The sequence below is a fragment of the Candidatus Competibacter phosphatis genome, from assembly GCF_012939995.1.
GTDB lineage: Bacteria > Pseudomonadota > Gammaproteobacteria > Competibacterales > Competibacteraceae > Competibacter > Competibacter phosphatis.
This window is the reverse complement of sequence record NZ_SPMZ01000065.1, coordinates 1-24358: the sequence shown is the minus strand read 5'-3', so window position 1 is coordinate 24358 and position 24358 is coordinate 1. Positions and strand designations below refer to the sequence as shown.

Below are 24358 nucleotides of genomic sequence, written 5' to 3'. Positions count from 1 at the left end.
ATTCCGGCCAGGCGCTCACCGCCCTGAACCGCCCGCTGCTCGAAGTGTTCGTCACCAACATCACCGCCTGCTTTCGCAACGTGCAACTGGTCGAGCGCCTGCTGTACGCCCAACAGGAAATCGAGAGACAGCAATCGTTTCTCAGAACGGTCATCGACGCCGATCCTCACTTCATCTATGTCAAGGACCGACAAGGCCAGATCATGTTGGCCAACCAAAGCTTGGCGAAATGCTTCGGTTTCACCCCCGAGCAGATGGTCGGACACGCCTTTTCCGACTTTGCGGCCGACCCCGAGTCGAAACAAGCGTTGCTTGAGGATGATGGGGCGCTTCTGGATCGAACCCAGGAGAAAATCGAACGAGAGGCGAAATTCGTCGACCAGTCCGGGCAGACCCGCTGGATTTATACCGTCAAGGCACCCATCAAGGATGAAGCGGGCGAGGTTGGGCAACTGATTGGAGTTGGTATCGACATCACCGAGCGCAAGCGAGCCGAGGAGGCGCTGTTCGAAGCCAAGGAACGGGCGCAGGTTACCCTGCATTCCATTGGCGATGCGGTGATCACCACCGATGCCCACGCCATGGTGGAATATATCAACCCAATCGCCGAGGCACTCACCGGTTGGACCACGGCCGAAGCTCGGGGTCGACCCATCGACGCCATCTTCCTCATTATCAACGAGCAAACACGCCAGCCGGTCTCCAATCCGGTGGCACGTTGTCTCCAGGAAGGCAAGATCGTCAGTTTGACCGACTACTCCATGCTGATCAGTCGCGACGGGCGGGAATATCACATAAGCGATACGGCGGCGCCGATTCGCGGTCGAAGCGGCCAAGTGCTGGGCGTTGTGCTGGTGTTTCACGACGTCACCGAAAACCGCCAGTTGGCCCGCCAGTTGGAGTATGAGGCCACCCATGACGCCTTGACCGGTTTGATCAACCGGCCGGAATTCGAGCGGCGGCTGAAACGGGCACTGAACAGCACCCAGCAGTTTGGGGCACTGCACGCGCTATGCTATCTGGACTTGGATCAGTTCAAGGTCGTCAACGACACCGCCGGTCATGCGGCGGGCGACGAACTGCTCAGACAAATCAATGTCATCCTGTCCGGCATGTTCCGCGGGCGTGATACGCTGGCACGCATTGGCGGCGATGAGTTCGGCCTGCTGCTGGACAACTGCCCGCTGGAACGCGCCCAGCGTATTGCCCAAACCGTGGTGAGCGCCATCCACAACCACCGCTTCCACTGGGAGGGCCTGACTTACCAGATCGGGGTCAGCATCGGCCTGGTACCGATCACGGCGGAGTCGCAAAACACCACCCAACTGTTCACTCAGGCCGACGTCGCCTGTTATATCGCCAAGAAGCTGGGCCGCAATCGTGTGCACCTCTATCAACGGGAAGATACCGAAACGGTGCGACACCACGGCGAAATCCTGGGCGCGGCCGGTTTGCGCGACGCCTTGGAACAGGAGCGATTTCGATTGCATTATCAACCCATCGTTCCCTTGGTCGGGTCCGACCGTCGCCCTGCGCGTTATGAAGTGCTGCTGCGCGTGGTGCATAAAAGCCATCGGTACGAAAACAGCGAACTGGTGTTGCCCGCCGCCTTCATTCCGGCCGCCGAACGCTACGGCATGATGGGTGCCATCGACCGTTGGGTGATTCAGGCGGCGTTTCGCGAGTACGCCGACGGTATCGGCCAGACCGGCGCCCGGATCGCCATCAACCTGTCCGGCAATTCCCTTAGCGACGAGACTCTGCTCAACTTTATCGAAGCCCAGTTCGCCGCCCACGCCTTCCCGCCCGAACGAGTGTGTTTCGAGATCACCGAAACCGCCGCCATTCAGAATTTGCGGCAGGCCATCGAATTGATGACGGCACTCAAGCGCCGTGGCAGCCAGTTCGCGCTGGACGATTTCGGCAGCGGCCTGTCCTCGTTCCACTACCTCAAGACCCTGCCGGTCGATTACCTCAAAATCGACGGCAGCTTCGTCCAGGATATGACCGATAATGCCAGCGATTGCGCCCTGGTGGCGGCGATCAATCAGATGAGCCATACCCTGGGCATCCAAACCATCGCCGAATACACCCATAGCCTGGCCATCGTCGAACGCCTGCGCGAACTGGGCGTGGACTATGCCCAAGGCTATTTCTTCGGTCAGCCCACGCCCTGGGGCCAACAATCATCATGAACACCGACCTCGTTTTCGATCCCGCCTTGATCCGCAAGTACGACAAGGCCGGGCCGCGCTACACGTCCTACCCGACCGCCGTGCAGTTTCACGAGGGCTTCGGCGAAGCGGAGTATCGCGAGCAGGTCCACGCCAGCAACGCCAGCGGCCGACCGCTGTCGCTGTACTTCCACATTCCGTTCTGCGACACGGTCTGTTTCTACTGCGCCTGCAACAAGATCGTCACCAAGAACCGTCGCCACGCCGCGCCTTATCTCGATCATCTCTACCGGGAAATTGCCTTGCAGGGCGCGTTGTTCGACTGCTCTCGGCCAGTCACTCAGTTGCACTGGGGCGGCGGCACGCCCACCTTCGTCAGCGCCGCCGAGATGCGGGAATTGATGCGGGTGACGGGGGAGCATTTCCGCTTGCTGGACGACGACAGCGGCGAATATTCCATCGAAGTGGACCCGCGCGAAACCGATGAGCGCACCATCGCTCTGCTGCGCGAGCTGGGTTTCAACCGACTGAGCCTGGGAGTACAGGATTTCGATCCGCAAGTGCAGCGGGCGGTCAACCGGATTCAGCCTCAGGAGATCACCTTCGCGACGATGGACGCCGCCCGGCGCGAGGGCTTCAAGTCGATCAGCGTGGATCTGATTTACGGCCTGCCGCACCAGAATGCCGCCCGTTTCGGTCGCACCGTGGACGAGATCGTGGCTCAGGGTCCCGACCGGCTGTCGGTGTTCAATTACGCGCACCTGCCGGAGCTGTTCAAGACCCAGCGTCAGATCGACGCCAATGCCTTGCCGCCGCCGGCGGAGAAGCTGGAGATCCTCAAGACCACCATCGAGCGGCTCACCGCGGCGGGCTACGTCTACATCGGCATGGACCATTTCGCCAAACCGGACGACGAACTGGCGATGGCACAGCAGGCGGGCACGCTGTACCGCAATTTCCAGGGTTACAGCACCCACGCCGACTGCGATCTGATCGGGCTGGGCGCAACTTCCATCGGCATGGTGGGCGACAGCTACAGCCAGAACCGCAAGACGCTGGAGGATTATTACGCGCGGATCGACGAGGGGCGGCTGGCGGTGTTCCGGGGGGTGCGGCTGGACGCCGACGACCGCTTGCGGCGGGCGGTGATCACCGATCTGATCTGCCACTTCAGCCTGGATTTCGCCACCGTCGAGCGGCGGTTCGGTATCGGTTTTCGGGATTATTTCGCGGCGGAACTGACGGAGCTGGCCGATCTGCAAGCAGATGGATTGCTGGAATTGTCGGAAACCGGCATCCGGGTGTTGCCATCGGGCCGGCTGTTGATCCGCAATATCTGCATGGTGTTCGATCGCTATTTGCGCGACCAGCGCCAGCAGCGGTTTTCCAGGGTGATTTGAGTCGGATTCGGTTCAAAACTTCCCGACAGTCGGCGCTGATTCTCACCGTGCGTCACCCTGTTTGCCGGAGCCGGACCGGCGCGAAGGGTTGAATGCGATCAGGTATCAACGCGCCGGGTCGATATCCGACTCGATCCATTCCCGCAGCACCGTGGTTGCGTAGGCGCCGGCCGGCAGGCGGAAGCCGAGTACGGCAACGCCGGGTTCGGACCATTCCAGCGCCGCATCTTGCACCATCAGCCGCAGTGCCCGCCGTTCCTGCTTCAGCCCCGCCGCCGCCAGCCCATCGCAAAAGCACGGCAGCATGGTGGCCACCGCCGTTTCCAGTTCCCGCGCCGCGCCGGTGCTCGACAATTCGCCGACACCCCACAGCGGGCCGGTCGGGTGCAGGTCGAAGGCGGCGATCCGCTGCCGGATCGTGTCGTCGGCTTCCTCCATCGTAAAGATGCTGTGGCTGCCGGCCAGCATCAGCACCTCGCCGGGCAGCGCCTGATTCCAACTACCTTCGACCACTCGTCGGGCCAGCACGGCGTTGAATAGCGCCGAGCGGGCGGCGGACAGGTACAGGCCCCGCTGTTGGCGATCACGCACTTTTTCCCGTCCCTCGAACATCGCCGCGGCCCGTTCCAGATTGCCACCCCCCCCGGCCGAAGCGCTGTTCGCCGAAATAATTGGGGACGCCGGTCGCGGCGATGCGTTCGAACCGCGCCGCCAGTTCGGTCGGATCGCCGTCCATCTCGCGCACCACGATGCGAAAGGCGTTGCCGCGCAGAGCGCCGCGCCGCAGTTTGCGGGAATGGCGCGCTGCTTCGAGCACCGCGAAATCGGAATCGGGATCGGTGCTCCAGTCCGGGTCGGTTTTACCGGGCAGATGCACCGAAAACCATTGTTCGGTGACGGCGTGGCGGTCCTTCAATCCGGCGTAACTCACCGCGCCCGGCGGCACGCCGGCCCGCCGCGCTAGTTGCCGGGCCACCCAGTCGGTGTTGGCACCGCGCTTGCGCACCCACAGCCAGACATGTTCGCCGGTGCCGTCCGGGGCGAAATCCAGTTCCTCGCGCACCTGAAAATCCTCGGGCGTGGCGCGCAAACGGCCGCGCGAATGGGGTTGGCCGTAAGCGTGAGGCAAGACGGTAAGGTCAGGATAATCGAACATGGCGTTGGCACTGAAGGGTGGCTGTGGAGGAATGAGCGGGTTGAGCATTGTGCTCGGCGATGAGGATCGATCGTTCGATTTCCACCGGTTTTTTTGGCCTTGCAAACGGTGACGGTTTGCCGGACTACGTGATTCACCAGAGATGGAGATTAACCAATTAGAAGAGCCACCGCATGAACGGCGATGCCCTCGCCGCGACCGACGTAGCCCAGCCGTTCGGTGGTGGTGGCCTTGACGTTGATCCGGTCCGGTTCGATGCCCAAGTCCGCCGCGATCTGCTCCCGCATGGTGGCAATGTGCGGGGCCATTTTGGGGGGCTTGCGGCGACGATGGTGGCGTCCACGTTGCCGACCGTCAGATGTCGTTCCCGCAGCAGTGTTACCACCTGTCGCAGCAGAATCCGGCTGTCGATGTTTTTGAACGCCGCGCTGCTATCGGGAAAGTGGCGGCCGATGTCGCCCAAGCCGGCCGCGCCCAGCAACGCATCGCACAATGCGTGCAGCAGCACGTCGCCATCGGAATGGGCGACCAGTCCACGCGCGTGTGGGATGTGGACCCCGCCCAGGGTGATGGATTCGCCTGGCCCGAAGGCGTGTACGTCGAAACCGTGACCGATGCGCATGCATCCGAGGTTTGGGGGATGGGAGGCGGGGGGCGGGATGTGGGGAGCAGGGGATTTTTCCGCTTCCTGTTCCCCGTCCTTCATCCTCTGTTTTCTGGCGAGATAAAACTCGGCCAGGGCCAGATCCTCCGGTCGGGTGATTTTCAGGTTGTCCGCCCGGCCCTCGATCAATCGGGGGGAGAAACCGGCCGCCTCCAGTGCCGCCGCTTCGTCCGTCACCAGTAAGCCTTGGGCCAGTGCCGAGCGCAAGGAATCGTGCAGCAGTTCCAATCGGAACATCTGCGGGGTCAGCGCGTGCCAGAGTCGCGACCGGTCCACGGTCGTCGCGACCCGTCCGGTTCCATCCACCTGTTTCAGGGTGTCGCGCACCGGCGCGGCCAGCAACCCGCCGACCGGATCGTCCGCCAGTTGGTCCAGCAGCCGGTCCAGATCCGCGTTGATCAGGCAGGGGCGAGCGGCGTCGTGCACCAGAACCCAGTCGCTGGGATGCGCGTGCCTGCGCAGCGCCTCCAATCCGTTCGATACCGAATGGCAGCGCTCCGCGCCACCTTCGGCCACCCACAACGGTTTGGCGGGCGCGAGGTTCGCGGCTATCTCTGGCCACCACTCGTCCTCGCCGCCGACGATCACCACCAGACCGGCAATGCGCGGGTGTTGCAGGAAAATATCCAGGGTGTGGGCGATGACCGGTCGGCCGGCCAGCGGCAGGTATTGCTTGGGGATGGTCGAACCCATGCGTTTGCCGGCACCGGCGGCGGGTATCAACACCCAATGCCGGGGAGCGGCCGGAGAGAATGGGGGCTTGGGAGGTTCGCTCAATGCCGTCGCCCGGCGGAGGGTTTGTCGGCGGCGGGTGGAGTGGATGGGGTCGGAGTCGCTTCCGGCGGCTGTTCGAGCAGGCGATAGAACGTTTCGTCCTTGCGAATCATGCCCATGTCGGAGCGAGCCCGTTCCTCGATGGCCATCAAGCCACGCTTCAGATCCTCGACTTCGGCCGCCAGCGCGCTGTTGCGCTCGGCCAGCGCCGCATTGTCCTCCTGTTGTGCCTGGACGGCGATTTGCAGGGCATGGGTTTGCCGGACGCCGTCTTCGGCGATCCATAGCAGGTATTGTAGAAAGACCAGCACGGCGATGAGCGCCGCCACCAGGATCTGCATGATTCGGGGATCGGAAAAGGGGGAATTGGGCCTTGCGGTGCCGCCGGTGAGGGCCGACGCTTCCGCGCGCCCTCGGACCCCGGTGGGGCGAGGAGGCGCGGAAGCCGCGATTTCGGTTCGAGGGGAAAGCACCGAAACCGTCATTTGCGTTCCGTTAGTCGCGGAACACGTTGAACGCGGCCTTGCCCGGATAGGTGGCGGCGGAACCCAGCTCTTCCTCGATCACCAGCAGCCGGTTGTACTTGGCGACCCGGTCGGAGCGGCTGAGCGAGCCGGTCTTGATCTGGCTGGCGGCGGTGGCCACGGCCAGGTCGGCGATGGTGCTGTCCTCGGTTTCGCCGGAGCGGTGTGAGGAGATTGAAGTGTAGCCGGCATCGGCCGCCATCTTGATCGCGTTCAGCGTCTCGGTCAGGGTGCCGATCTGGTTGACCTTGATCAGGATCGAGTTGGCGATGCCCTGCTCGATGCCGCGCTTGAGGATCGAAGTGTTGGTCACGAACAGGTCGTCACCGACCAGTTGGGTCTTCTTGCCCAGCACCTTGGTCAGATAGGCCCAGCCGTCCCAGTCGCTCTCGTCCATGCCGTCCTCAATGGACACGATCGGATAGCGGTTGACCCAGTCGGCCAGCTTGTCGGCCATTTCGTTGGATGTGAAGGACTTACCTTCCGCTTCCAGAACGTACTTGCCGTCCTTGTAGAACTCGGAGCTGGCGCAGTCCAGCGCGATGTACAGATCCTTGCCCGGGGTGTAGCCGGCTTGGCGAATGGCTTCCATCACCACGTCCAACGCGGCTTCGTTGGACGGCAGGTTGGGCGCGAAACCGCCCTCGTCGCCGACCGCCGTGTTCATGCCTTGCTTCTTCAGCACCGCCTTCAGCGCATGGAACACTTCCGCGCCCCAACGCAGGGCTTCGCGGAAGCTGGGGGCGCCGACCGGCATGATCATGAATTCCTGCATGTCCACGCTGTTGTCGGCGTGAGCGCCGCCGTTGAGGATGTTCATCATCGGTACCGGCAGATGGTAGGGGCCGGTGGGATTCAGATACTTGTACAGCGGGATGCCTTTCTCGGCGGCGACGGCGTGGGCGGTCGCCATCGACACGCCCAGCAGGGCGTTGGCGCCCAGGCGGCTCTTGGTGGGGGTGCCGTCCAGGTCGATCATCTTCTGATCGACGGCGGCCTGATTGTCGGCCGCTTCCATGCCGACCAGGGCCGCGCTCAGTTCGCTGTTGACGTTGGCGACCGCCTTGAGCACGCCCTTGCCCAGATAGCGGCTCTTGTCGCCGTCGCGCAGTTCCAGCGCCTCGCGGCTACCGGTGGAGGCGCCGGAGGGGACACCGGCCGTGCCCTTGGCGCCGGATTCCAGCACCACGTCGACGGCCACGGTCGGATTGCCACGCGAATCGAGAATCTCGCGTCCGTGAATCGACTTGATTTTCGACATTGCTAAAACTCCTCTGGTTGTGTGTGCGTTGAAGACGAAGGGTTAAAAGCTCAGTTCGGTTTCCAGGAAACCGTGCCGTTTGACCAGCGCGTCCAGGGCTTGCAGCACGGTCAATAAAGGTTCCATCCGGTTCAGCGGCCAGGCGTTGGGGCCGTCGCTCAGCGCCCGGTCCGGGTCGGGATGGGTTTCCATGAACAATCCGGCGATGCCGGCCGCCACCGCCGCCCGCGCCAGCGCCGGCACGAATTCGCGCTGACCGCCGGAAACGTTGCCTTGGCCACCCGGTAACTGCACCGAGTGGGTGGCGTCGAACACCACCGGGCAGCCGGTGGCGCGCATCACCGTCAGGGCGCGCATGTCGGACACCAGGTTATTGTAGCCAAAGGAAGCGCCGCGTTCGCAGACCATGATGTGGTCGTTGCCGGCGATGCGCGCCTTGGCGACCACGTTGCGCATGTCCCAGGGGGCGAGAAACTGGCCCTTTTTGATGTTGACCGGCCTGCCCTGGCGGGCGACGTTCTGGATGAAATCGGTTTGTCGGCACAAGAAGGCCGGCGTTTGCAGCACGTCCGCCACGGCCGCGACTTCCGCCAGCGGGGTGTATTCGTGCACGTCGGTCAGCACCGGCACGCCGATTTGGCGCTTGACCGTATCCAGGATCTTCAGCCCTTCCTCCAAGCCGGGGCCGCGAGGGCTTTGGTGCGAGGAGCGGTTGGCCTTGTCGAACGAAGATTTGTAGATGAACGGAATGCCCAGCCGCCCGGCGATTTCCTTCAGTAGGCCGGCGGTGTCCAGGGCCAGTTGTTCGGACTCGATCACGCAGGGGCCGGCGATCAGGAACAGCGGCCGGTCCAGGCCGACCTCGAAACCGCAGAGTTTCATCATGAGCGGTTCGTCTCCTGGCGGTGCTGGCATTGCCGGAGCGCGGCCTCGATAAACCCCTGGAACAGCGGGTGGCCGGTGCGCGGGGTGGAGGTGAATTCCGGGTGGAACTGGCAGCCGAGAAACCAGGGATGGCCGGGCAGTTCGATCATTTCCACCAGCCGTTCGTCCAGCGAATGACCGCAGAAGGCCAAGCCGGCGGCATGCAGCGGTTCGCGGTAGTGGTTGTTGAATTCGTAGCGGTGGCGGTGGCGCTCGGTGATCACGTCCTTACCGTACAGGGCGCGGGCCAGCGAGTGGGGCGCCAACCGGCAGGGCTGCGCGCCCAGGCGCATGCTGCCGCCCAGATCGTCGTTTTCCCGGCGCTGCTGGATGGTGCCGTCTTCATCGGTCCATTCGGTGATCAGGGCGATGACCGGATGCGGGGTGTCCTTGCGGAATTCGGTGCTGTGCGCATCCGTCAGTCCAGCGACATGACGGGCGAACTCGATCACCGCCACCTGCATGCCCAAGCAGATGCCCAGATAGGGAATCCGCTGCTCGCGGGCGTGGCGTACTGCGGCGATCTTGCCTTCGATGCCGCGCTCGCCGAAACCGCCCGGTACCAGGATGGCATCCATGCCAGCCAGACAGGCCAGGCCGTCCCGCTCGATCTGCTCGGAGTCGATATAGTGAATGTTGACCTGGGTGTGGGTGTGGATGCCGGCGTGCAGCAAGGCTTCGTTCAGCGACTTGTAGGCATCGGTCAGATCCACGTACTTGCCGACCATGGCGACGTTCACCGTGGCGGTCGGGTTCTCGATCGCTTGCACCACCCGTTCCCAGTCGGTCAGTCGGGCGGGCGGCAGATCGTTCAGGTGCAGCTTGCGGGCGACGATATCGTCCACGCCCTGGGCGTGCAGCAACAGCGGAATCCGGTAGATGGTATCGGCGTCGGGGACGTTGATGACCGCCTTGGGTTCGACGTTGGTGAACAGTGCGATCTTGCGGCGCTCCCCGGCCGGCACTTCCCGATCCGAACGGCACAACAGGATGTCCGGCTGGATGCCGATGGAGCGCAGTTCCTTGACCGAGTGCTGGGTCGGCTTGGTCTTGAGTTCGCCGGAGGATTTGATGTAGGGCACCAGGGTCAGATGGATGAACAGCGAGCGCTCGCGACCCAGTTCCACCCCCATCTGGCGGATGGCCTCCAGAAAGGGCAGCGATTCGATGTCGCCCACCGTGCCACCGATTTCGATCAGGGCGATGTCGGCCTCGCCGGCGCCCAGGCGGATACAGCGCTTGATTTCGTCGGTGATGTGCGGGATCACCTGCACTGTGCCGCCAAGGTAGTCGCCGCGCCGCTCCTTGCGGATCACGTTTTCGTAGATGCGCCCGGTGGTGAAGTTGTTGCGCCGGGTGGCGGTCATGCAGGCGAAGCGTTCGTAATGACCCAGATCGAGATCGGTTTCGGCGCCGTCGCTGGTCACGAACACCTCGCCGTGCTGGAACGGGCTCATGGTGCCGGGATCGACATTGATGTAGGGGTCGAGCTTGATCAGGGTGACCTTGAGTCCCCGGGCTTCCAGCACGGCCGCCAGCGAGGCGGCGGCAATGCCCTTGCCCAGGGAGGACACCACGCCGCCGGTGATGAAGATGAATCGGGTCATGCGGGGATGGGGGGTGGTGAGAGACGCTACAAGATACCAAAGCCTGTCGCCGATGGCGACTGCAAAACGGGCAGGAAGCCGGGCTCGCCAGATCCGGCGGCGACTTCGGCGGCAATACCCAGCCCGACGACCGCCAACAGACCCTGGTTTTCTCCGCCTTCGTGGGGCAAGGTGGGCGTGGAGGGGAGATAGATCAGCGGCAAGCGATCCCGCTTCCACGGTGGAATACCAGCTTCCTGCAACAGTTTCTTCAATTCCTGACTGTGATGACGCCCGACCGGTCGGAACCGCTCGCCACCCTGCCGGAACCGGATGGTGAGCGCTGCCCCGGCCAGTGTCTCGGCACGCAGTCCCTCGCCGAAGGTTGCCAGCAGCCGCAGCGTTCCCAATCCAGGTAGATCCAGCGGTGGATAAGCGTTGGTTTCGTGCCGCCAGATGAAGGTTTGTCGCGCATCGTGCGTGACCAGCGGTGGCAAGGCATACAGCGTGTCCCGGTAGCGTCTGACTTCGCCGCCGGGCCAGCGGATGCACGGTTGCCGGTCGCGGGCGGCGGTCAAGGCGTCGTGGAGAATGTGCCGCAGTTGCTGGGCATCGGGAACTGGCAAGCCGAGTCGTCGCAGCCAGCGCCGCAGCGCGTTGCGTTGACGCGGTTCGCTCAGTTCCCGCAATGCCGGGATGTGCAAGGTGTCGGGACGCTGGGCGGCAACGCGGGCGAGGTCGGCGTCGGCGTCGGCGTCCAGCCAATCGGCGGTTTCGGCGCACCACTGGGCGGAACGGGCCAGATTGCGTCCGACCGCCGGCCAGCGTTCCCGCAGCAGCGGCAGGATGCGGTGGCGGAGATAGTTGCGATCGAAGTCGGTATCGGCGTTACTGACATCCTCGATCCAGCGCAAGCCGTGTTCGAGGGCGTAGTCCAGCAACTCGGAACGATCCACCTCCAGCAGCGGGCGCAGCAGCCAGCCGGGACCGAGGCGGCTGGTGGTCGGCATTGCCGCCAAGCCGTGCGGACCCGCGCCGCGCAGTAGTTGCAGCAACAGAGTTTCGGCCTGATCGTCGCGATGGTGGGCGGTCAGCAGGGCTGCATCCGGTTCTAGTTCGGCGGCGAGGGCGGCGTAGCGGGCGCGGCGGGCGGCGGCTTCGGGGCTTTCTCCCGGCAAGGGCCGGGCGTCGATCCGCAGCGCCCGGAAGGAGATATCCAGTCCATGGCAGATATGGGCGCAATGTTCGCCCCAGCTAGCCGAGGCTGTTTGCAGGCCGTGATCCACATACACCGCCGCCAGCGTCCGCCCTGGCCAACAGGCGCGATTGGTCGCCAGCAGATGTAGCAAGACATGGGAATCCAAGCCGCCACTGTAGCCGACGATCAAATGGCGGATGTGGGGATGGTTATCGAGTAGTGCGGCGAGGCCATCCAGCAGGCAGGCAGGGCTGGGACCGGCATCGTTCATTGGGTGGCGCGACGCAATGGGGCGATTGGTGAATGAAGATCCGGGATTATCCTTCCCCGCTCTTGTCCTTCCCCAGCAGAGCAGCCACGCTGCTTTGCCAGGTCGATTGCAGCGAGAGGGCCGGCGCGGCTTCCTTGAACACTCCGTAGGCCATCAACCGCTGGTAACGTTGCTCCAGCAGCTCGTCCATGGAGAGCGACTCTAGCTGCAACAAGTTCGCCCGCAGCGCGACGCGTACGTTTTCCGCCATTTGCGCCATGTCGCGGTGAGCGCCGCCAGGTGGCTCGGGAATGATGGCGTCGATCAGGTCGAGCTTGCGCAGCTTGTCGGCGGTCAGTCCCATGGCTTCAGCCGCATCGGGGGCCTTGTCGGCGCTTTTCCACAGGATCGCCGCGCAGCCTTCCGGCGAGATCACCGAGTAGGTGCTGTATTGCAGCATCAGTACCCGGTCGCCGACGCCGACCGCCAGCGCGCCACCGGAGCCGCCCTCGCCGATCACCACGCAGATCACCGGCACCCGCAGCCGGCTCATCTCGAACAGGTTGCGGGCGATGGCCTCGCTCTGTCCACGTTCCTCGGCGCCGATGCCGGGATAGGCCCCCGGCGTGTCGATGAAGGTCAATACCGGCAGCCGGAAGCGCTCGGCCAGCTTCATCAGTCGCAACGCCTTGCGATAGCCTTCCGGGCGCGGCATGCCGAAGTTGCGGTAAATCTTCTCCTTGGTGTCGCGCCCTTTCTGATGGCCGATCACCAGTACCGGCTGACCGTCCAGCCGCGCCAATCCGCCGACGATGGCATGGTCGTCGGCGAAGGCGCGGTCGCCGTGCAATTCCTGAAAATCGGTGAACAGTCGTTCCACGTAGTCCAGGGTGTAAGGCCGCAGCGGATGGCGGGCGATTTGCGAGATCTGCCACGGCGTCAGGGTGGCGAAGACGGAATCGGTAAGTGCCTTGCTCTTGGCCTCCAGCCGCGCGATCTCGTCGTGAATATTGAGATCCTGCTCGGCGCTGAGATGCCGCAGCTCCTTGAGCATCGCCTCCAGTTCGGCGATGGGTCGTTCGAAATCCAGACAATTGTTCGGGTTCATCGGCGTCCTTTCGAGGATCAGCCCTGCTCGGGCGTGCGTATGGCCAGATACAGCGATTCGTTGTCCCGCCGCACCAGGACCGGCACCGCCTTGCCCTTGGGCAGCTCCTTGACCAGTTCCACGAACTGGCTGGCGCTTTTTACCGGCGTGTAATTGACTTCTAGGATGATATCGTCCGGATACAGGCCGGCGTTCGCGGCCGGACCTTCGTCGAGCGTGGTGACCAGTACTCCGCGCTCGTCCGCGCCAAGGGCGCGGCGCTGTTCGTTGCTCAGATCGGCAACGGTGATTTGCAGCAGCGGATCGCTGTATTCATCCATGGTGGAAACGGTTTCCTCGGTCGCTTCCAACCGGGCGATGGTGGCCTTGATTTCCAGCGGCTCACCGTTGCGCAGGATCGACATGGGCACGGTTTTGCCGACCGGGGTCACGCCGATCATTCGCGGCAGTTGCGAGGAGTCCTCCACCGGTTCGCCGCCGTAGCGCAGAATGATGTCGCCCTGCTTGAAGCCGGCGCTGGCGGCCGGACTGTCCGGCAGGATTTGCGCGACCAGCGCCCCGCGCGGCCGATCCAGCTTGAACGCATCGGCCAGATCGTTGTTGACCGCTTGTAGCAGTACACCTAGCCAGCCGCGAGTGACCTCGCCGGTGGATTTGATCTGTTCGACCACCTGCATCGCCAGCTTGATGGGGATGGCGAACGACAGACCCATGTAGCCGCCGGTGCTGCTGTAAATCTGCGAATTGATCCCGACCACCTCGCCGCGCAGGTTGAATAGCGGGCCGCCGGAACTGCCGGGGTTGACCGCGACGTCGCTTTGAATGAACGGCACATAGGTGCCGCTGGGCAGGTTGCGGCCGACCGCGCTGACGATGCCCTGGGTGGCGGTGTGCTCCAGGCCGAAGGGCGAACCGATGGCCAGCACCCATTCGCCGACTTCCAGTGCGTCGGAATCACCGATTTTCACGGCCGGTAGATCCTCGCCATCGATTTTCAGCAAGGCGACGTCGGTCATTTCGTCCACGCCGATCAGTTTGGCCGGTCGCTCCCGCTGGTCGCTGAGCCGGACGATGATCTTGTCGGCGTCCTGGGCAACGTGGGCATTGGTCAGGATATAGCCGTCGGGCGAGAGGATGAACCCCGAGCCCAGCGAGTTGGTCTGGTGTTCGCTGGGCAATTCCGGGCGATCCTGAAAGAAGCGCTTGAAAAATTCCAGATAGGGGTTGTCGGCACCCGGCTGCCCCGGTAGGCCGGGGATGCGGGTGGGGCTCTTTCGGTTGGGGGGTCTGGGTGGTGCTGATATTGACGACGGTCGGTTCGTTCTGTTTGACCAGCTTGCGAAAGTCCGGCGGAGGGACTTCGGTGGCGGTGCGGGCCGGCGCGATAGTCACCCAGCACAGGGACAGTGCAAGCAGCGCGAATTGGAGCAGTTGGCGAGGATGGGTCATGGTGGCGATCATTTCCTGGAGTCGATGGAGTGCGGCTGCGCGTCGTGGGGGGGAGTGTGGCGCGCGGGGGGCGGTCAAGCCGGATTTCGGTGCGGTTTGCGTGGTATGGAATAGTTGGCGATACTCGGAATGTGGGGTGATGCGGGCGGATGGTGCCGTGGACCGGGTGGCCGAAGCGAACATCGCCTCTGGATACGGCTTGCCGTGATGCGCTTGAATCAGCGACGGGAGATGGAAGATGGGACAGGGTTCGGAGCAGATGGTGGACGATCATGAGAAGGCGACTCAATACCTTTACGAGTTGGCGCTTAAATTACTGGAGTTGGGGGGATCGGATATCTTCATCACCGCCGGCAGCCCACCGGCGCTTAAGGTCAACCAGTTGGTGCGTCGGCTCGGCGACCAGAGACTGAGGCCGCAGCAAACCATGCTGCTGGTGCGTTCGATCATGAACGACCGGCAGGTGCGGGAGTTCGACCAGCATCGCGAAGTCAATTTTTCCTTGAATTTTCCCGACGTCGCGCGCTTTCGGGTCAGCGCCTTCACCCAGCGCGGTAGCGCTGGCATGGTGCTGCGCTTGATCCAGCAGCGGATCCCGACCATCGAGGAGCTCCACCTGCCGCCGATCCTCCAGGACGTTGCCATGACCCAGCGCGGTCTGGTGATTTTCCTCGGCGGTACCGGTTGCGGCAAGACCACGTCCATGGCGGCCATGGTGGATTATCGCAATGGCCAATGCCAGGAGCACATTATTACCATTGAGGATCCCATCGAGTTTTTCCATCGACACAAGCAATGTTTGGTGGACCAGCGTGAAGTCGGCACGGATACCGAGTCCTACGAGGTGGCCCTGAAGAACACGCTGCGTCAAGCGCCCAACGTGATTTTGATCGGCGAGGTGCGGGATCGGGAGACCATGCAGGCCGCGATCAATTTCGCCGAAACCGGCCATCTATGCTTGACTACCCTGCATGCCAACAATACCGATCAGGCCTTCGATCGCATCATTAATTTTTTCCCCGAGGAGAAACGGGCGCAGGTGCTGATGGATCTGTCCTTCAACGTAAAGGCGTTCATTTCGCAGCGCCTGCTGCCGCGCGAGGACCAGCCGGGGCTGGTTCCGGCGGTGGAGATCCTGCTCAACACCCCGCTGATGGCCGAGCTGATCTTTCAGGGGCGGGTCAAGGAGCTCAAGAGCGTGATGGCCCGTTCCAGCGAACAAGGCATCGTGACTTTCGATGATGCCTTGTTCGATCTGTACGAATCCAGCCGGATCAGCTACGAAACCGCGATCCGCCACGCCGATTCCGCCAACAACCTGCGACTGCGGATCAAGCTGGAAAGCCGGTGGCCGCCGCCGCGAGCCGCTGGCGAGGGTCATTTGCAGATCCAGGAAGATCGCAAACGCTGAACGATCCACCCGGTGGCCAGCGGCGATCGCATCCGATTTTCGCGGTCCATCCACCGTGTCCCGTTTGATCCATCGGGTATGCGTCGCCGTCGCCGGGTTTTATCCGTGGCCGTCGTGATGGCCAGTGGTCAATTGCGACAAGGAGGTGGTCGGTTACCTTCTCCCTCCACGGCATCTTGTGGTGTCGGCAAGTGATCGTGACCCCGAATGAGGTCCGGGCGATGCAGACTTCAGGTCAGGCATCGTTGTTTCCCAGCACCACCTGCTTGCGCTGCTTGGCGAATTCCAACAAGCGGCGAATGGGCCGAACCGCCCGTTCGCGCACCGCCTCGTCGATGACGATCTCGTTCCGACCGGTTTCCAGTACCCGCGCCAGGTTGCGCAGACCATTCATCGCCATCCACGGACAATGGGCGCAACTGACGCAGGTTGCACCTTTGCCGCCGGTGGGTGCTTCCAGGAAAATTTTGTCCGGCGCCGCCTGCTTCATTTTATGGAACAGACCATTGTCGGTGGCGACGATGAACTTTTTTCGTTGGCAGCTTGCGCGCCGCTTCGACCAGCGCCGTGGTCGAGCCGACCACATCGGCCTGGGCAATGACATCCAACGGCGATTCGGGGTGGACCAGCACCTTGGCGTCGGGATGTCGGGCGCGCAGCTTGCGCAGCCCGTCGGCCTTGAATGCCTCGTGCACCACGCAGGAGCCGCTCCACAACAGCATGTCGACGCCGGTCTCCCGCTGCACGTAAGCGCCCAGATGCCGGTCGGGCGCCCAAATCAGTTTTTCGCCCCGTTCGGCCAGATGGCGTATCAGGTCCAGGGCGATACCCGAGGTGACCACCCAGTCGGAACGGGCTTTCACCGCCGCGCTGGTGTTGGCGTAGACCACCACCGTCCGTTCGGGATGCTGGTCGCAAAAGGCGGCGAACTCCTCGGGAGGGCAACCCAGATCCAGCGAGCACTCGGCATGCAGGTCCGGCATCAGTACCCGTTTTTCCGGATTGAGGATCTTGGCGGTTTCGCCCATGAAGCGCACGCCCGCCACCACCAAGGTGCTGGCTTGGCACTCGGTGCCGAAACGAGCCATGTCCAGCGAATCCGATACATAGCCACCGGTGGCCTCGGCCAGTTCCTGCAATTCGGGCGAGGTGTAGTAATGAGCGACCAGAGTGGCGTCCCGTTCCACCAGCAAGCGTTTGATCCTCGCCACCAACGCCGCTTTTTCGGCGACGTCCAGCGTCTCGATCACGGTGGGCGGCACCTGCACCGGCAACAGGCGATGGTCCTTGGTGAAAATTTCGGCAGTGACTGCGCTCATTCGTGGTTCTCCGGCGACCGTGTCGATCGCATTACTTGATCAGCTCAACCTGGCCAGGGTGCAGGGCTCGATACAAGCGGGCCGGCCGTCGGCCGCCGTGCCGCGCCAGCTCGCCGGTGGCTTCGATGCGATCCATCGCCAGTACGCGCTTGCGGAAATTGCGCTTGTCCAACGGTTCGCCCAGGATGATTTCGTGGACCGCCTGCAATTCGCTCAAGGTGAAGCGCTCCGGCATGAGTTGCAGGGCGATGGTGGAATACAGCAGTTTGGCCGCCAACCGGCGGCGGGCCACCGCGACGATCTCGCCGTGATCCAGGACCAACGGCGGCGGTTCGTCCACCGCTGCCCAGCGCGCGGCATCGCCCGCGGCCGGCACGCCGGCCGACCCGCTGGCGATGGGAATCAGCGCGAAGTAGGCCACCGCCACCATCCGCCGCGCCGGATTACGGTCCGGTCGGCCGAAGGTGTACAACTGCTCCAGATACACATCGGACAGGCCGGTCTGTTCGGCCAACTGGCGGCGAGCGGCGGCGTCCAGGTCTTCGTCCACGCCGACCGGACCGCCGGGTAGCCCCCAGCCGGTGGTCTGTCGCGCCAGCAACACCTCCAGCCGTTCGCCGCGAATGGCGAACGGCACGATGTCGGTGGTCAGGGTCGGCAGGCTGGCGGTCGGCGAGTTCATCGGTGTTTTCATGTTGGTGTACAAACTACACCTTTATATTAGTGTCATTTGAACACTATTACAAGTAGATGACGGCGATTTTGCGGATTGGTGAAAACGGACGCCGGCGGATTTCGCTAGAATGCACCCCTACCAAAATACTAATGCGGGAGAATCGATCATGGGGGTCCAGCGGGAAACGGTGGTGCTGGTGCATGGTTTGTACGTGCACGGCTTGTGGATGCGACTGCTTGAGTACTGGCTGGAGGAGGCTGGCTACCACACGGTGAATTATTCCTACCCGAGCATCACCCGCTCGCCGGCGGAAAATGCCGATGACTTGCACGCTTTGTTGAAGCCGCTGGATACGCCGATCATTCATTTCCTGGGCCACAGCATGGGTGGCCTGGTGGTGCGCTATTTATTCCACTATTACCCAGAACAGCGGCCTGGCCACATCGTGACCCTGGGCACGCCCCATCAGGGCAGCTACGCCGCTCGCATCATGCACGACAGTGGCTTGGGCCTGTTCGTGGGTCGGGGTTTGGAGGGTGGACTGATGGGCGATGCGCCAGCCTGGGTTGCGCCCAACCCAATCGGTTCGATCGCCGGCACTCTGAACATCGGCCTGGGCCTGCTGTTTCCCGGCATGCCGGCGCCGTCCGACGGCATGATCGCGGTGGTCGAAACGCAGTTTCCCGGCATGACCGATCATATTTGCCTGCCGGTTTCGCACATGCAGATGCTGGTGGATCCAACGACGATCGCTCAGTCTTGCGCGTTTTTTTGCCACCGGCCGGTTTCGCCATGTCCGCTCTGCGCGACCGGAAGAGGGGATGCTAAACTGACTCTGATTTTTCAGGCACTGACGCCTAATTGACGCAAGAGGCTTCGCATGGCTGGACATAGCAAGTGGGCGAATATCCAACATCGGAAAAACACCCAGGACGCCAAACGCGGCAAGTTGTTCACCCGGCTGATCCGCGAGATCACTGTGGCGGCCCGCATGAGCGGCGGCGATCCCAATGCCAACCCGCGATTGCGGCTGGCGGTGGATAAGGCGCTGGCCGCCAACATGCCCAAGGACACCGTCGACCGGGCCATCAAGCGCGGCATCGGTGGGCTGGAGGGCGTGGAGTACGAGGAAATCCGCTACGAGGGCTATGGGCCGGGCGGAGTGGCGGTGATGGTGGACGCCGTGACCGACAACCGCAATCGCACGGTGGCGGAAGTCCGCCATGCTTCGGCAAATGCGGCGGCAATCTCGGCACCAGTGGTTCGGTGGCGTTCCAGTTCGTCGAGCAGGGGGTGCTGAGCTATCCGGCTGGTAGCGACGAGGATCGCCTCATGGAAGTCGCCATCGAGGCCGGTGCCGACGACGTGGTGAGCTACGAGGACGGCTCGGTGGACGTGCTGACCAGCCCGGCGGCCTTTCAGGAGGTCAAGCAGGCCATGACCGCCGCCGGATTGGAACCGGAGGCGGCGGAGGTGACCCAGCGCGCTGGGTCCAGCACCACCCTCGGTTTCGAGGATGCCCAGAAGATGGTCAAATTGCTGGAGATGCTGGAGGATCTGGACGACACCCAAAACGTCTACTCCAACGCCGACATTTCCGACGATATCCTGGCGAAACTCTGAGTGTGGCGACGGTTCGGTTGATGGGCATCGATCCCGGCTCACGGAAGACCGGCTACGGCATCGTCGACATGGACGGACCGCGCAGCCGTCATATCGCCAGCGGTTGCATCCAGACCGCCAGCGACCGGCCGCTGCCGGAGCGCCTGAAAACCATCTTCGAAGGATTGACCGCCGTGATTCAATCCTGGCGGCCGGCGGAAGTCGCGGTCGAGCAGGTGTTCATGCACCGCAATCCCGATTCGGCGCTCAAGCTCGGGCAGGCCCGGGGCGCGGCGCTGTGCGCCGTGGTGCTGGCGGGCGTGCCGATCAGCGAATACGCGCCGCGCGCCATCAAGCAGGCCGTGGTGGGTAGCGGAGCTGCCGATAAGTCGCAGGTGCAGCGAATGATCACCCTGCTACTGAGCTTGTCGGAGCCGCCGCAAGCCGATGCCGCCGACGCGCTGGCGGTGGCGATCTGTCATGGCCATACCCGGCAAACCTTGCGGCGCTTCGGTTCCGCCGCCGTGCTAGCCGGGAGACGGCGATGATCGGCCGCTTGCGCGGGCTGCTGATCTGGAAGCAGCCGCCGGGCCTGATGATTGATGCCCATGGCGTCGGTTACGAGCTGGAAGCGTCGATGAACACCTTTCAGAGCCTGCCGGAATTGGGTGCGGAGGTCGTTTTGTTTACCCATCTGGCGGTGCGCGAGGACGCTCATGCCCTGTACGGTTTCGCCAGCACCGCCGAGCGTGGTCTGTTCCGCAATCTGGTCCGGGTGAGCGGGGTGGGGCCGCGGCTGGCGCTGCTGATTCTGTCCGGCATGAGCGTGGAGGCGTTCGGCCGCTGCGTGCGCGAGAGCGACGCCACCGCATTGACCCGATTGCCGGGCATCGGCAAGAAGACCGCCGAGCGTTTGATCATCGAAATGCGCGATCGGATCGGCGAACTGGGTCCGTATCCGGCGACCGTCACCCCGTCAGGCGAGCGCCCAGTGATGGCGGACGCCACGCCGCGAGACGACGCCATCAGCGCCTTGGTGGCGCTGGGCTACAAGCTGCCCGAAGCCTCGCGCATGGTGCAGAGCCTCGACACCGAAGGTCTCGCCAGCGAAGCGATCATCCGGTTGGCGCTACAATCCAGCGTTCGCCGCTGATGCCGCCGTAGTCGTTGGCGAACTGGCGCGTTTGTTCGCGTTTAGTCTTAAACTTCTATCGATACACTCCCGATAGCGTGCGCCAGTTTCGCCACCTCACCAATTCCACCGCCCATGAATCCTTCCGATCGCCTGATTTCCCCGGCCACCAGCGGCGATGACGCCACTCAGGACCGGGCCGTCCGCCCTCGGCGGCTGGACGAGTACATCGGCCAGCAGGCCATGCGCGAGCAGTTGGAGATTTTCGTCCAGGCCGCCCGTGCCCGCGCCGAGGCGTTGGATCATGTGCTGCTGTTCGGTCCGCCTGGTTTGGGTAAAACCACGTTGGCGCATATCGTCGCGGTCGAGATGGGCGTCAATCTGCGCCAGACCTCCGGGCCGGTGCTGGAGCGGCCGGGCGACATCGCCGCGTTGCTGACCAACCTGGAACCGCGCGACGTGTTGTTCATCGACGAAATTCACCGTTTGAGCCCGGTGGTGGAGGAAGTTCTGTATCCGGCGATGGAGGATTATCAGATCGACATCATGATCGGCGAGGGACCGGCGGCGCGCTCGATCAAGCTGGATTTGCCGCCGTTCACTCTGGTCGGCGCCACCACCCGCGCCGGCTTGCTGACCTCGCCGTTGCGGGACCGCTTCGGCATCGTTCACCGGCTGGAGTTTTACACGCCGGAGGAACTGACCGAGATCGTGGCTCGCTCGGCGCGCATTCTCGGGATCGAGACCGATGATACCGAGGGCGCGATGGAAATCGGTCGGCGCTCGCGCGGCACGCCCCGCATTGCCAATCGACTGTTGCGGCGGGTGCGCGATTTCGCCCAGGTAAAAGCGGACGGGCGGATCACCGTCGAGGTGGCTCGGCGGGCACTCGATCTGCTGAAAGTGGACGAACACGGCTTCGATGAGTTGGATCGGCGGTTGTTGTGGCTGATGATCGATAAATTCGGCGGCGGGCCGGTGGGACTGGACACCTTGGCGGCCGCGCTGGGCGAGGAGCGCGGCACCATCGAAGACGTGTTGGAGCCGTATCTGATCCAGCAGGGGTTTCTGATGCGCACGCCACGCGGCCGACTGGCGACCGCGCATGCCTACCGCCATTTCGGTTTGGCCACCGGCCCGGCGAGCGGCGGCGATCTGTTCGGCGCCGCGCCTTAGTGGATCAGGGCTTGGCTGGAGTAGACGGCATCTGGGGTTGCGTGCCTCGGGGGTGGAGGTCGGGGTTGGAGGCGTTGTGGGCATCGCCGCCTCGCCATTATCCGGGACGGTCGGTTCGGCGACTGGCGGCAGTTTTGCCACGGCGATGTCGTATTCGTCCACGCTGAGGGTGCCGTCGGCGTCGGCGTCGGCGGCGTCGAAGTCCAGTCCCTCGACGCTGGCGGCTTCATCGGCGCTGATCAAGCCATCGCCATCGGTGTCGACCTCTTCGAAGGTCAACGGAGTCGCCGCGAAAACAGGCAGGGCAACCAGCAGCAGGACCAGTACAATAAGGGCGCGCATGATGAGGGATCTCCACGGACTCGCGCGGCTCTGGAGGAGCGGCGGCATTGTTGGGATAGGCAAAATCGATTTTAGTGGAAACGGAAAATGTTTGTCTGGCCAGTACGGGTTTACCATGAGGATACCGATGGCGGTGGGGTGGTGTATTACGCCAACTATCTGAAATTCATGGAGCGCGCCCGCACCGAGTGGTTGCGCGCCCGCGGTTTCGAGCAGGACGTCCTGCTGCGCGACCGGCGAGTGTTATTCGCGGTGCGGACGCTGAACATGGACTACCATCGGCCGGCCCGGTTCAACGATCTGTTGGAGGTCGTCAGCCGGATCGCGGAAGTAGGCGGTGCCAGCCTCACTTTCGCCCAGAGCATCCGTCGGGCCGATTCCACCGAAGTGTTATGCGACGCGCGAGTCAAGGTCGCATGTATTGATGCGGAGAATTTCCGGGCACGCCGGTTGCCCCGGCAGTTGATGAGGGAGATTGTCGGTGACCCATGATTTGTCGTTCTGGAGCCTGATCACTAACGCCAGCCTGATCGTGCAACTGGTCCTGTTGGGATTGGTGCTGATTTCGCTGAGTTCGTGGTGGGTGATCGGTAAGAAGGGCATGGTGTTGACTTCCGCGCGGCGGGCGGCGAACCAGTTCGAGGACGATTTTTGGTCGGGAATCGATCTGGCCTCGTTGTATGCGCGCATCAACCGCCAAAAGGAAGTGGTTTGGGGGATGGAGGCGATATTCCTGGCGGGCTTTCAGGAGTTCCTGCGCTTGCGTTCTCAACCGACCATGGACCCGGAGTCGGTGGTCAGCGGCGCGCAACGGGCGATGCGAGCGGCCGGTTCGCGCGAGTTGGACGATCTGGAGGTCTATCTGTCGCTGCTGGCGACGACGGGTTCCACCAGCCCATACATCGGCCTGTTCGGCACGGTCTGGGGCATCATGAATGCGTTCCGGGCGTTGGGCCTGGCGCAGCAGGCTACACTGGCGCAGGTGGCGCCGGGTATCGCCGAGGCGCTGGTCGCGACCGCGATGGGCCTGTTCGCGGCCATCCCCGCGGTTATTTTCTACAATCGCTACGCGCATGAAGTCGATCGGCTGGCCAATCGCTACGAGACGTTTATGGAAGAGTTTTCCAATATTCTGCAACGGCAGTCCTACCACTTGCGCAAAAGCTACGCCGAGGCCGCCCGTGCCCCGGTCGCACAGGGTTGACCCAACATGGCGCGACGCAGCTCGCATGGCCGCCTGAAAGCGGAAATCAACATTGTGCCCTACATCGACGTGATGTTGGTGTTGCTGGTCATTTTCATGGTCACCGCGCCGCTGCTCAATCAGGGGGTGGAGGTGGATTTGCCCAAGGCGCCGGCGGAATCGTTGAACGACCGGGATCAAGCGTCCGAAGTGGTGGTGCTATCGGTGCAGAAGGATGGTGCCTGTTATCTGGGGATTGGCGCGGAGAAAGCACAAACAGTGGATTGCGACACTCTGGAACCGCGACTGCAAGGTGTCGTGGAACTGATGGCGCATAAACCGCAACCACCGGTCCTGGTGCGCGCCGACCGGGAAGTCAAATACGATCAGGTCATCAAGGGCATGACCGCTCTGCGCAACGCCGGCGCGATCAAGGTCGGTTTGTCCACGGCGCCTCCGGACGGATCGGCGAGCCAGCGGTAATCGCGGTTGATGCAACTCGGGCGTGGGGAAAAGTACCAAGACCTCGTGGCGACGGCGGTCACGATTGCCGTCCATGCTTTGGTCGGCCTATTTTTATTGCTGAATCTGAATATCACGGATGCGCTGCATCCCGAGCAGACTGAGATCGAAGCGATTCCGGCCGAGGTGGTGGACGAAGTCGCGATCCGCGATGCATTGGAGCGTTTGGCTGAGGAAGAGCGTCGCCAGCAACGCGCGGAAGCCGAGCGCCAGGCCGAACTGGCGCGAGCGGCGCGGGAGGTGGAAGAGCGGCGACAGGCGGAACTTCGCCGTCAGCGCGAGGAAGAGAAGCGCGAGGCTGAGGAACGGCGTCAGGAAGAAGAAGCCAAACACAAAGCCGAAGAGCAACGCGAAGCGACGGCGGAGGCGAAACGCAAAGCAGCCGAGGCAGCCAAACAGCAAGCAGAGGAGCAACGTCAAGCAGCTCTGGAAGCCAAGCGGCAGGCGGCGGCGGAAGCCAAGCGACAGGCAGCGCAGGAAGCCGAGCAGGAAGCCAAGCGGCAGGCAGCGGCGGAAGCCAAGCAGGA

Annotated in this window: 21 protein-coding genes and 5 pseudogenes; 12 read left to right on the top strand and 14 right to left on the bottom strand. The window is 63.2% G+C overall.

Going from position 1 to position 24358, the window contains the following annotated elements; all coding sequences use genetic code 11:
* Together E4P82_RS17675 and hemN are read left to right on the top strand one after the other, a co-directional pair.
* Positions 1-2195 (top strand): EAL domain-containing protein (locus E4P82_RS17675; RefSeq protein ID WP_169250109.1); only part of this gene is annotated, 2195 nt, incomplete at its 5' end.
* Complete coding sequence (gene hemN / locus E4P82_RS17670; RefSeq protein ID WP_169250108.1) at positions 2192-3574, top strand: oxygen-independent coproporphyrinogen III oxidase; 1383 nt, start codon at positions 2192-2194, stop codon at positions 3572-3574. The genes E4P82_RS17675 and hemN, both read left to right, overlap by 4 nt.
* A 105-nt stretch (positions 3575-3679) precedes the next feature.
* Here the strand turns inward: hemN and truD are convergent, their stop codons facing one another.
* The 11 genes and pseudogenes from truD to E4P82_RS17625 form a co-directional block, all read right to left on the bottom strand.
* On the bottom strand, positions 3680-4165 hold the full coding sequence (gene truD, locus E4P82_RS23310; RefSeq protein ID WP_312915588.1) for a tRNA pseudouridine(13) synthase TruD: 486 nt from the start codon (positions 4163-4165) through the stop codon (positions 3680-3682).
* Positions 4158-4778, bottom strand: coding sequence for a tRNA pseudouridine(13) synthase TruD (locus E4P82_RS23305; protein WP_312915585.1), 621 nt, complete (start codon positions 4776-4778; stop codon positions 4158-4160). Before E4P82_RS23305 ends, truD begins: the two co-directional genes overlap by 8 nt.
* A 101-nt stretch (positions 4779-4879) precedes the next feature.
* A pseudogene (gene ispF / locus E4P82_RS22370) lies at positions 4880-5352 on the bottom strand (2-C-methyl-D-erythritol 2,4-cyclodiphosphate synthase).
* A gap of 84 nt (positions 5353-5436) precedes the next feature.
* Positions 5437-6087: pseudogene (ispD, locus tag E4P82_RS22365) on the bottom strand (2-C-methyl-D-erythritol 4-phosphate cytidylyltransferase); the annotation flags it as partial.
* Positions 6088-6167: 80 nt separating this feature from the next.
* Positions 6168-6653 (bottom strand): cell division protein FtsB, encoded by a 486-nt coding sequence (gene ftsB / locus E4P82_RS17655; RefSeq protein ID WP_246327678.1) that lies wholly within the window; start codon positions 6651-6653, stop codon positions 6168-6170.
* A gap of 10 nt (positions 6654-6663) precedes the next feature.
* The gene (eno, locus tag E4P82_RS17650; protein WP_169250107.1) at positions 6664-7953 is read right to left on the bottom strand and encodes a phosphopyruvate hydratase; all 1290 of its coding nucleotides are present in this window, start codon (positions 7951-7953) and stop codon (positions 6664-6666) included.
* A 42-nt stretch (positions 7954-7995) separates the two neighbouring features.
* Positions 7996-8835, bottom strand: a complete 840-nt coding sequence (gene kdsA, locus E4P82_RS17645; protein WP_169250114.1) for a 3-deoxy-8-phosphooctulonate synthase — start codon at positions 8833-8835, stop codon at positions 7996-7998.
* The gene (locus tag E4P82_RS17640; RefSeq protein ID WP_211203203.1) at positions 8835-10484 is read right to left on the bottom strand and encodes a CTP synthase; all 1650 of its coding nucleotides are present in this window, start codon (positions 10482-10484) and stop codon (positions 8835-8837) included. Before E4P82_RS17640 ends, kdsA begins: the two co-directional genes overlap by 1 nt.
* 26 nt (positions 10485-10510) lie before the next feature.
* Positions 10511-11932: a tRNA lysidine(34) synthetase TilS gene (tilS, locus tag E4P82_RS17635; protein WP_169250106.1), complete on the bottom strand. Its 1422-nt coding sequence runs from the start codon at positions 11930-11932 to the stop codon at positions 10511-10513.
* A 46-nt stretch (positions 11933-11978) separates the two neighbouring features.
* Entirely contained in the window at positions 11979-13019 is a 1041-nt protein-coding gene (accA, locus tag E4P82_RS17630; RefSeq protein ID WP_169250105.1) for an acetyl-CoA carboxylase carboxyl transferase subunit alpha, read from the bottom strand.
* Between the two features lie 17 nt (positions 13020-13036).
* Positions 13037-14197, bottom strand: a complete 1161-nt coding sequence (locus E4P82_RS17625; protein ID WP_246327677.1) for a DegQ family serine endoprotease — start codon at positions 14195-14197, stop codon at positions 13037-13039.
* A 509-nt stretch (positions 14198-14706) separates the two neighbouring features.
* On the opposite strand from E4P82_RS17625, the gene E4P82_RS17620 reads away from it, so the two are divergent.
* On the top strand, positions 14707-15879 hold the full coding sequence (locus tag E4P82_RS17620) for a PilT/PilU family type 4a pilus ATPase (protein ID WP_281383717.1): 1173 nt from the start codon (positions 14707-14709) through the stop codon (positions 15877-15879).
* A 235-nt stretch (positions 15880-16114) separates the two neighbouring features.
* Here the strand turns inward: E4P82_RS17620 and nadA are convergent.
* Together nadA and E4P82_RS17610 are read right to left on the bottom strand one after the other, a co-directional pair.
* Positions 16115-17198, bottom strand: a pseudogene (gene nadA / locus E4P82_RS17615) (quinolinate synthase NadA).
* A 31-nt stretch (positions 17199-17229) separates the two neighbouring features.
* Positions 17230-17880, bottom strand: coding sequence for an NUDIX hydrolase (locus tag E4P82_RS17610; protein ID WP_211203202.1), 651 nt, complete (start codon positions 17878-17880; stop codon positions 17230-17232).
* A 160-nt stretch (positions 17881-18040) separates the two neighbouring features.
* Here E4P82_RS17610 and E4P82_RS17605 point away from each other — a divergent pair, with 160 nt between their 5' ends.
* The 5 genes and pseudogenes from E4P82_RS17605 to ruvB all read left to right on the top strand — a co-directional run bounded on the left by E4P82_RS17605 (position 18041) and on the right by ruvB (position 21784).
* Positions 18041-18739 carry an esterase/lipase family protein gene (locus E4P82_RS17605; protein WP_169250103.1) on the top strand — a complete coding sequence of 233 codons (699 nt, stop codon included), beginning with the start codon at positions 18041-18043 and terminating at the stop codon, positions 18737-18739.
* Positions 18740-18754: 15 nt separating this feature from the next.
* Positions 18755-19497, top strand: a pseudogene (locus tag E4P82_RS17600) (YebC/PmpR family DNA-binding transcriptional regulator).
* A gap of 2 nt (positions 19498-19499) precedes the next feature.
* On the top strand, positions 19500-20024 hold the full coding sequence (ruvC, locus tag E4P82_RS17595) for a crossover junction endodeoxyribonuclease RuvC (RefSeq protein ID WP_312915573.1): 525 nt from the start codon (positions 19500-19502) through the stop codon (positions 20022-20024).
* Positions 20021-20629: a Holliday junction branch migration protein RuvA gene (ruvA, locus tag E4P82_RS17590; protein ID WP_169250102.1), complete on the top strand. Its 609-nt coding sequence runs from the start codon at positions 20021-20023 to the stop codon at positions 20627-20629. The genes ruvC and ruvA overlap by 4 nt, the downstream gene beginning before the upstream one ends.
* Before the next feature lie 114 nt (positions 20630-20743).
* Positions 20744-21784, top strand: a complete 1041-nt coding sequence (ruvB, locus tag E4P82_RS17585; RefSeq protein WP_169250101.1) for a Holliday junction branch migration DNA helicase RuvB — start codon at positions 20744-20746, stop codon at positions 21782-21784.
* Positions 21785-21934: 150 nt separating this feature from the next.
* On the opposite strand, the pseudogene E4P82_RS23395 reads toward ruvB, so the two are convergent.
* A pseudogene (locus tag E4P82_RS23395) lies at positions 21935-22126 on the bottom strand (EF-hand domain-containing protein); the annotation flags it as partial.
* Positions 22127-22213: 87 nt separating this feature from the next.
* Here E4P82_RS23395 and ybgC point away from each other — a divergent pair.
* From ybgC to tolA, 4 genes are all read left to right on the top strand, one after another.
* A complete protein-coding gene (ybgC, locus tag E4P82_RS17575) occupies positions 22214-22618 on the top strand; it encodes a tol-pal system-associated acyl-CoA thioesterase (RefSeq protein ID WP_169250100.1) in 405 nt (134 codons plus the stop codon).
* The gene (tolQ, locus tag E4P82_RS17570) at positions 22608-23330 is read left to right on the top strand and encodes a protein TolQ (RefSeq protein WP_169250099.1); all 723 of its coding nucleotides are present in this window, start codon (positions 22608-22610) and stop codon (positions 23328-23330) included. The genes ybgC and tolQ overlap by 11 nt, the downstream gene beginning before the upstream one ends.
* A gap of 6 nt (positions 23331-23336) precedes the next feature.
* Positions 23337-23792 (top strand): protein TolR, encoded by a 456-nt coding sequence (tolR, locus tag E4P82_RS17565; protein WP_169250098.1) that lies wholly within the window; start codon positions 23337-23339, stop codon positions 23790-23792.
* 9 nt (positions 23793-23801) lie between these two features.
* A partial coding sequence (gene tolA / locus E4P82_RS17560) for a cell envelope integrity protein TolA (protein WP_169250097.1) occupies positions 23802-24358 on the top strand: 557 nt, incomplete at its 3' end.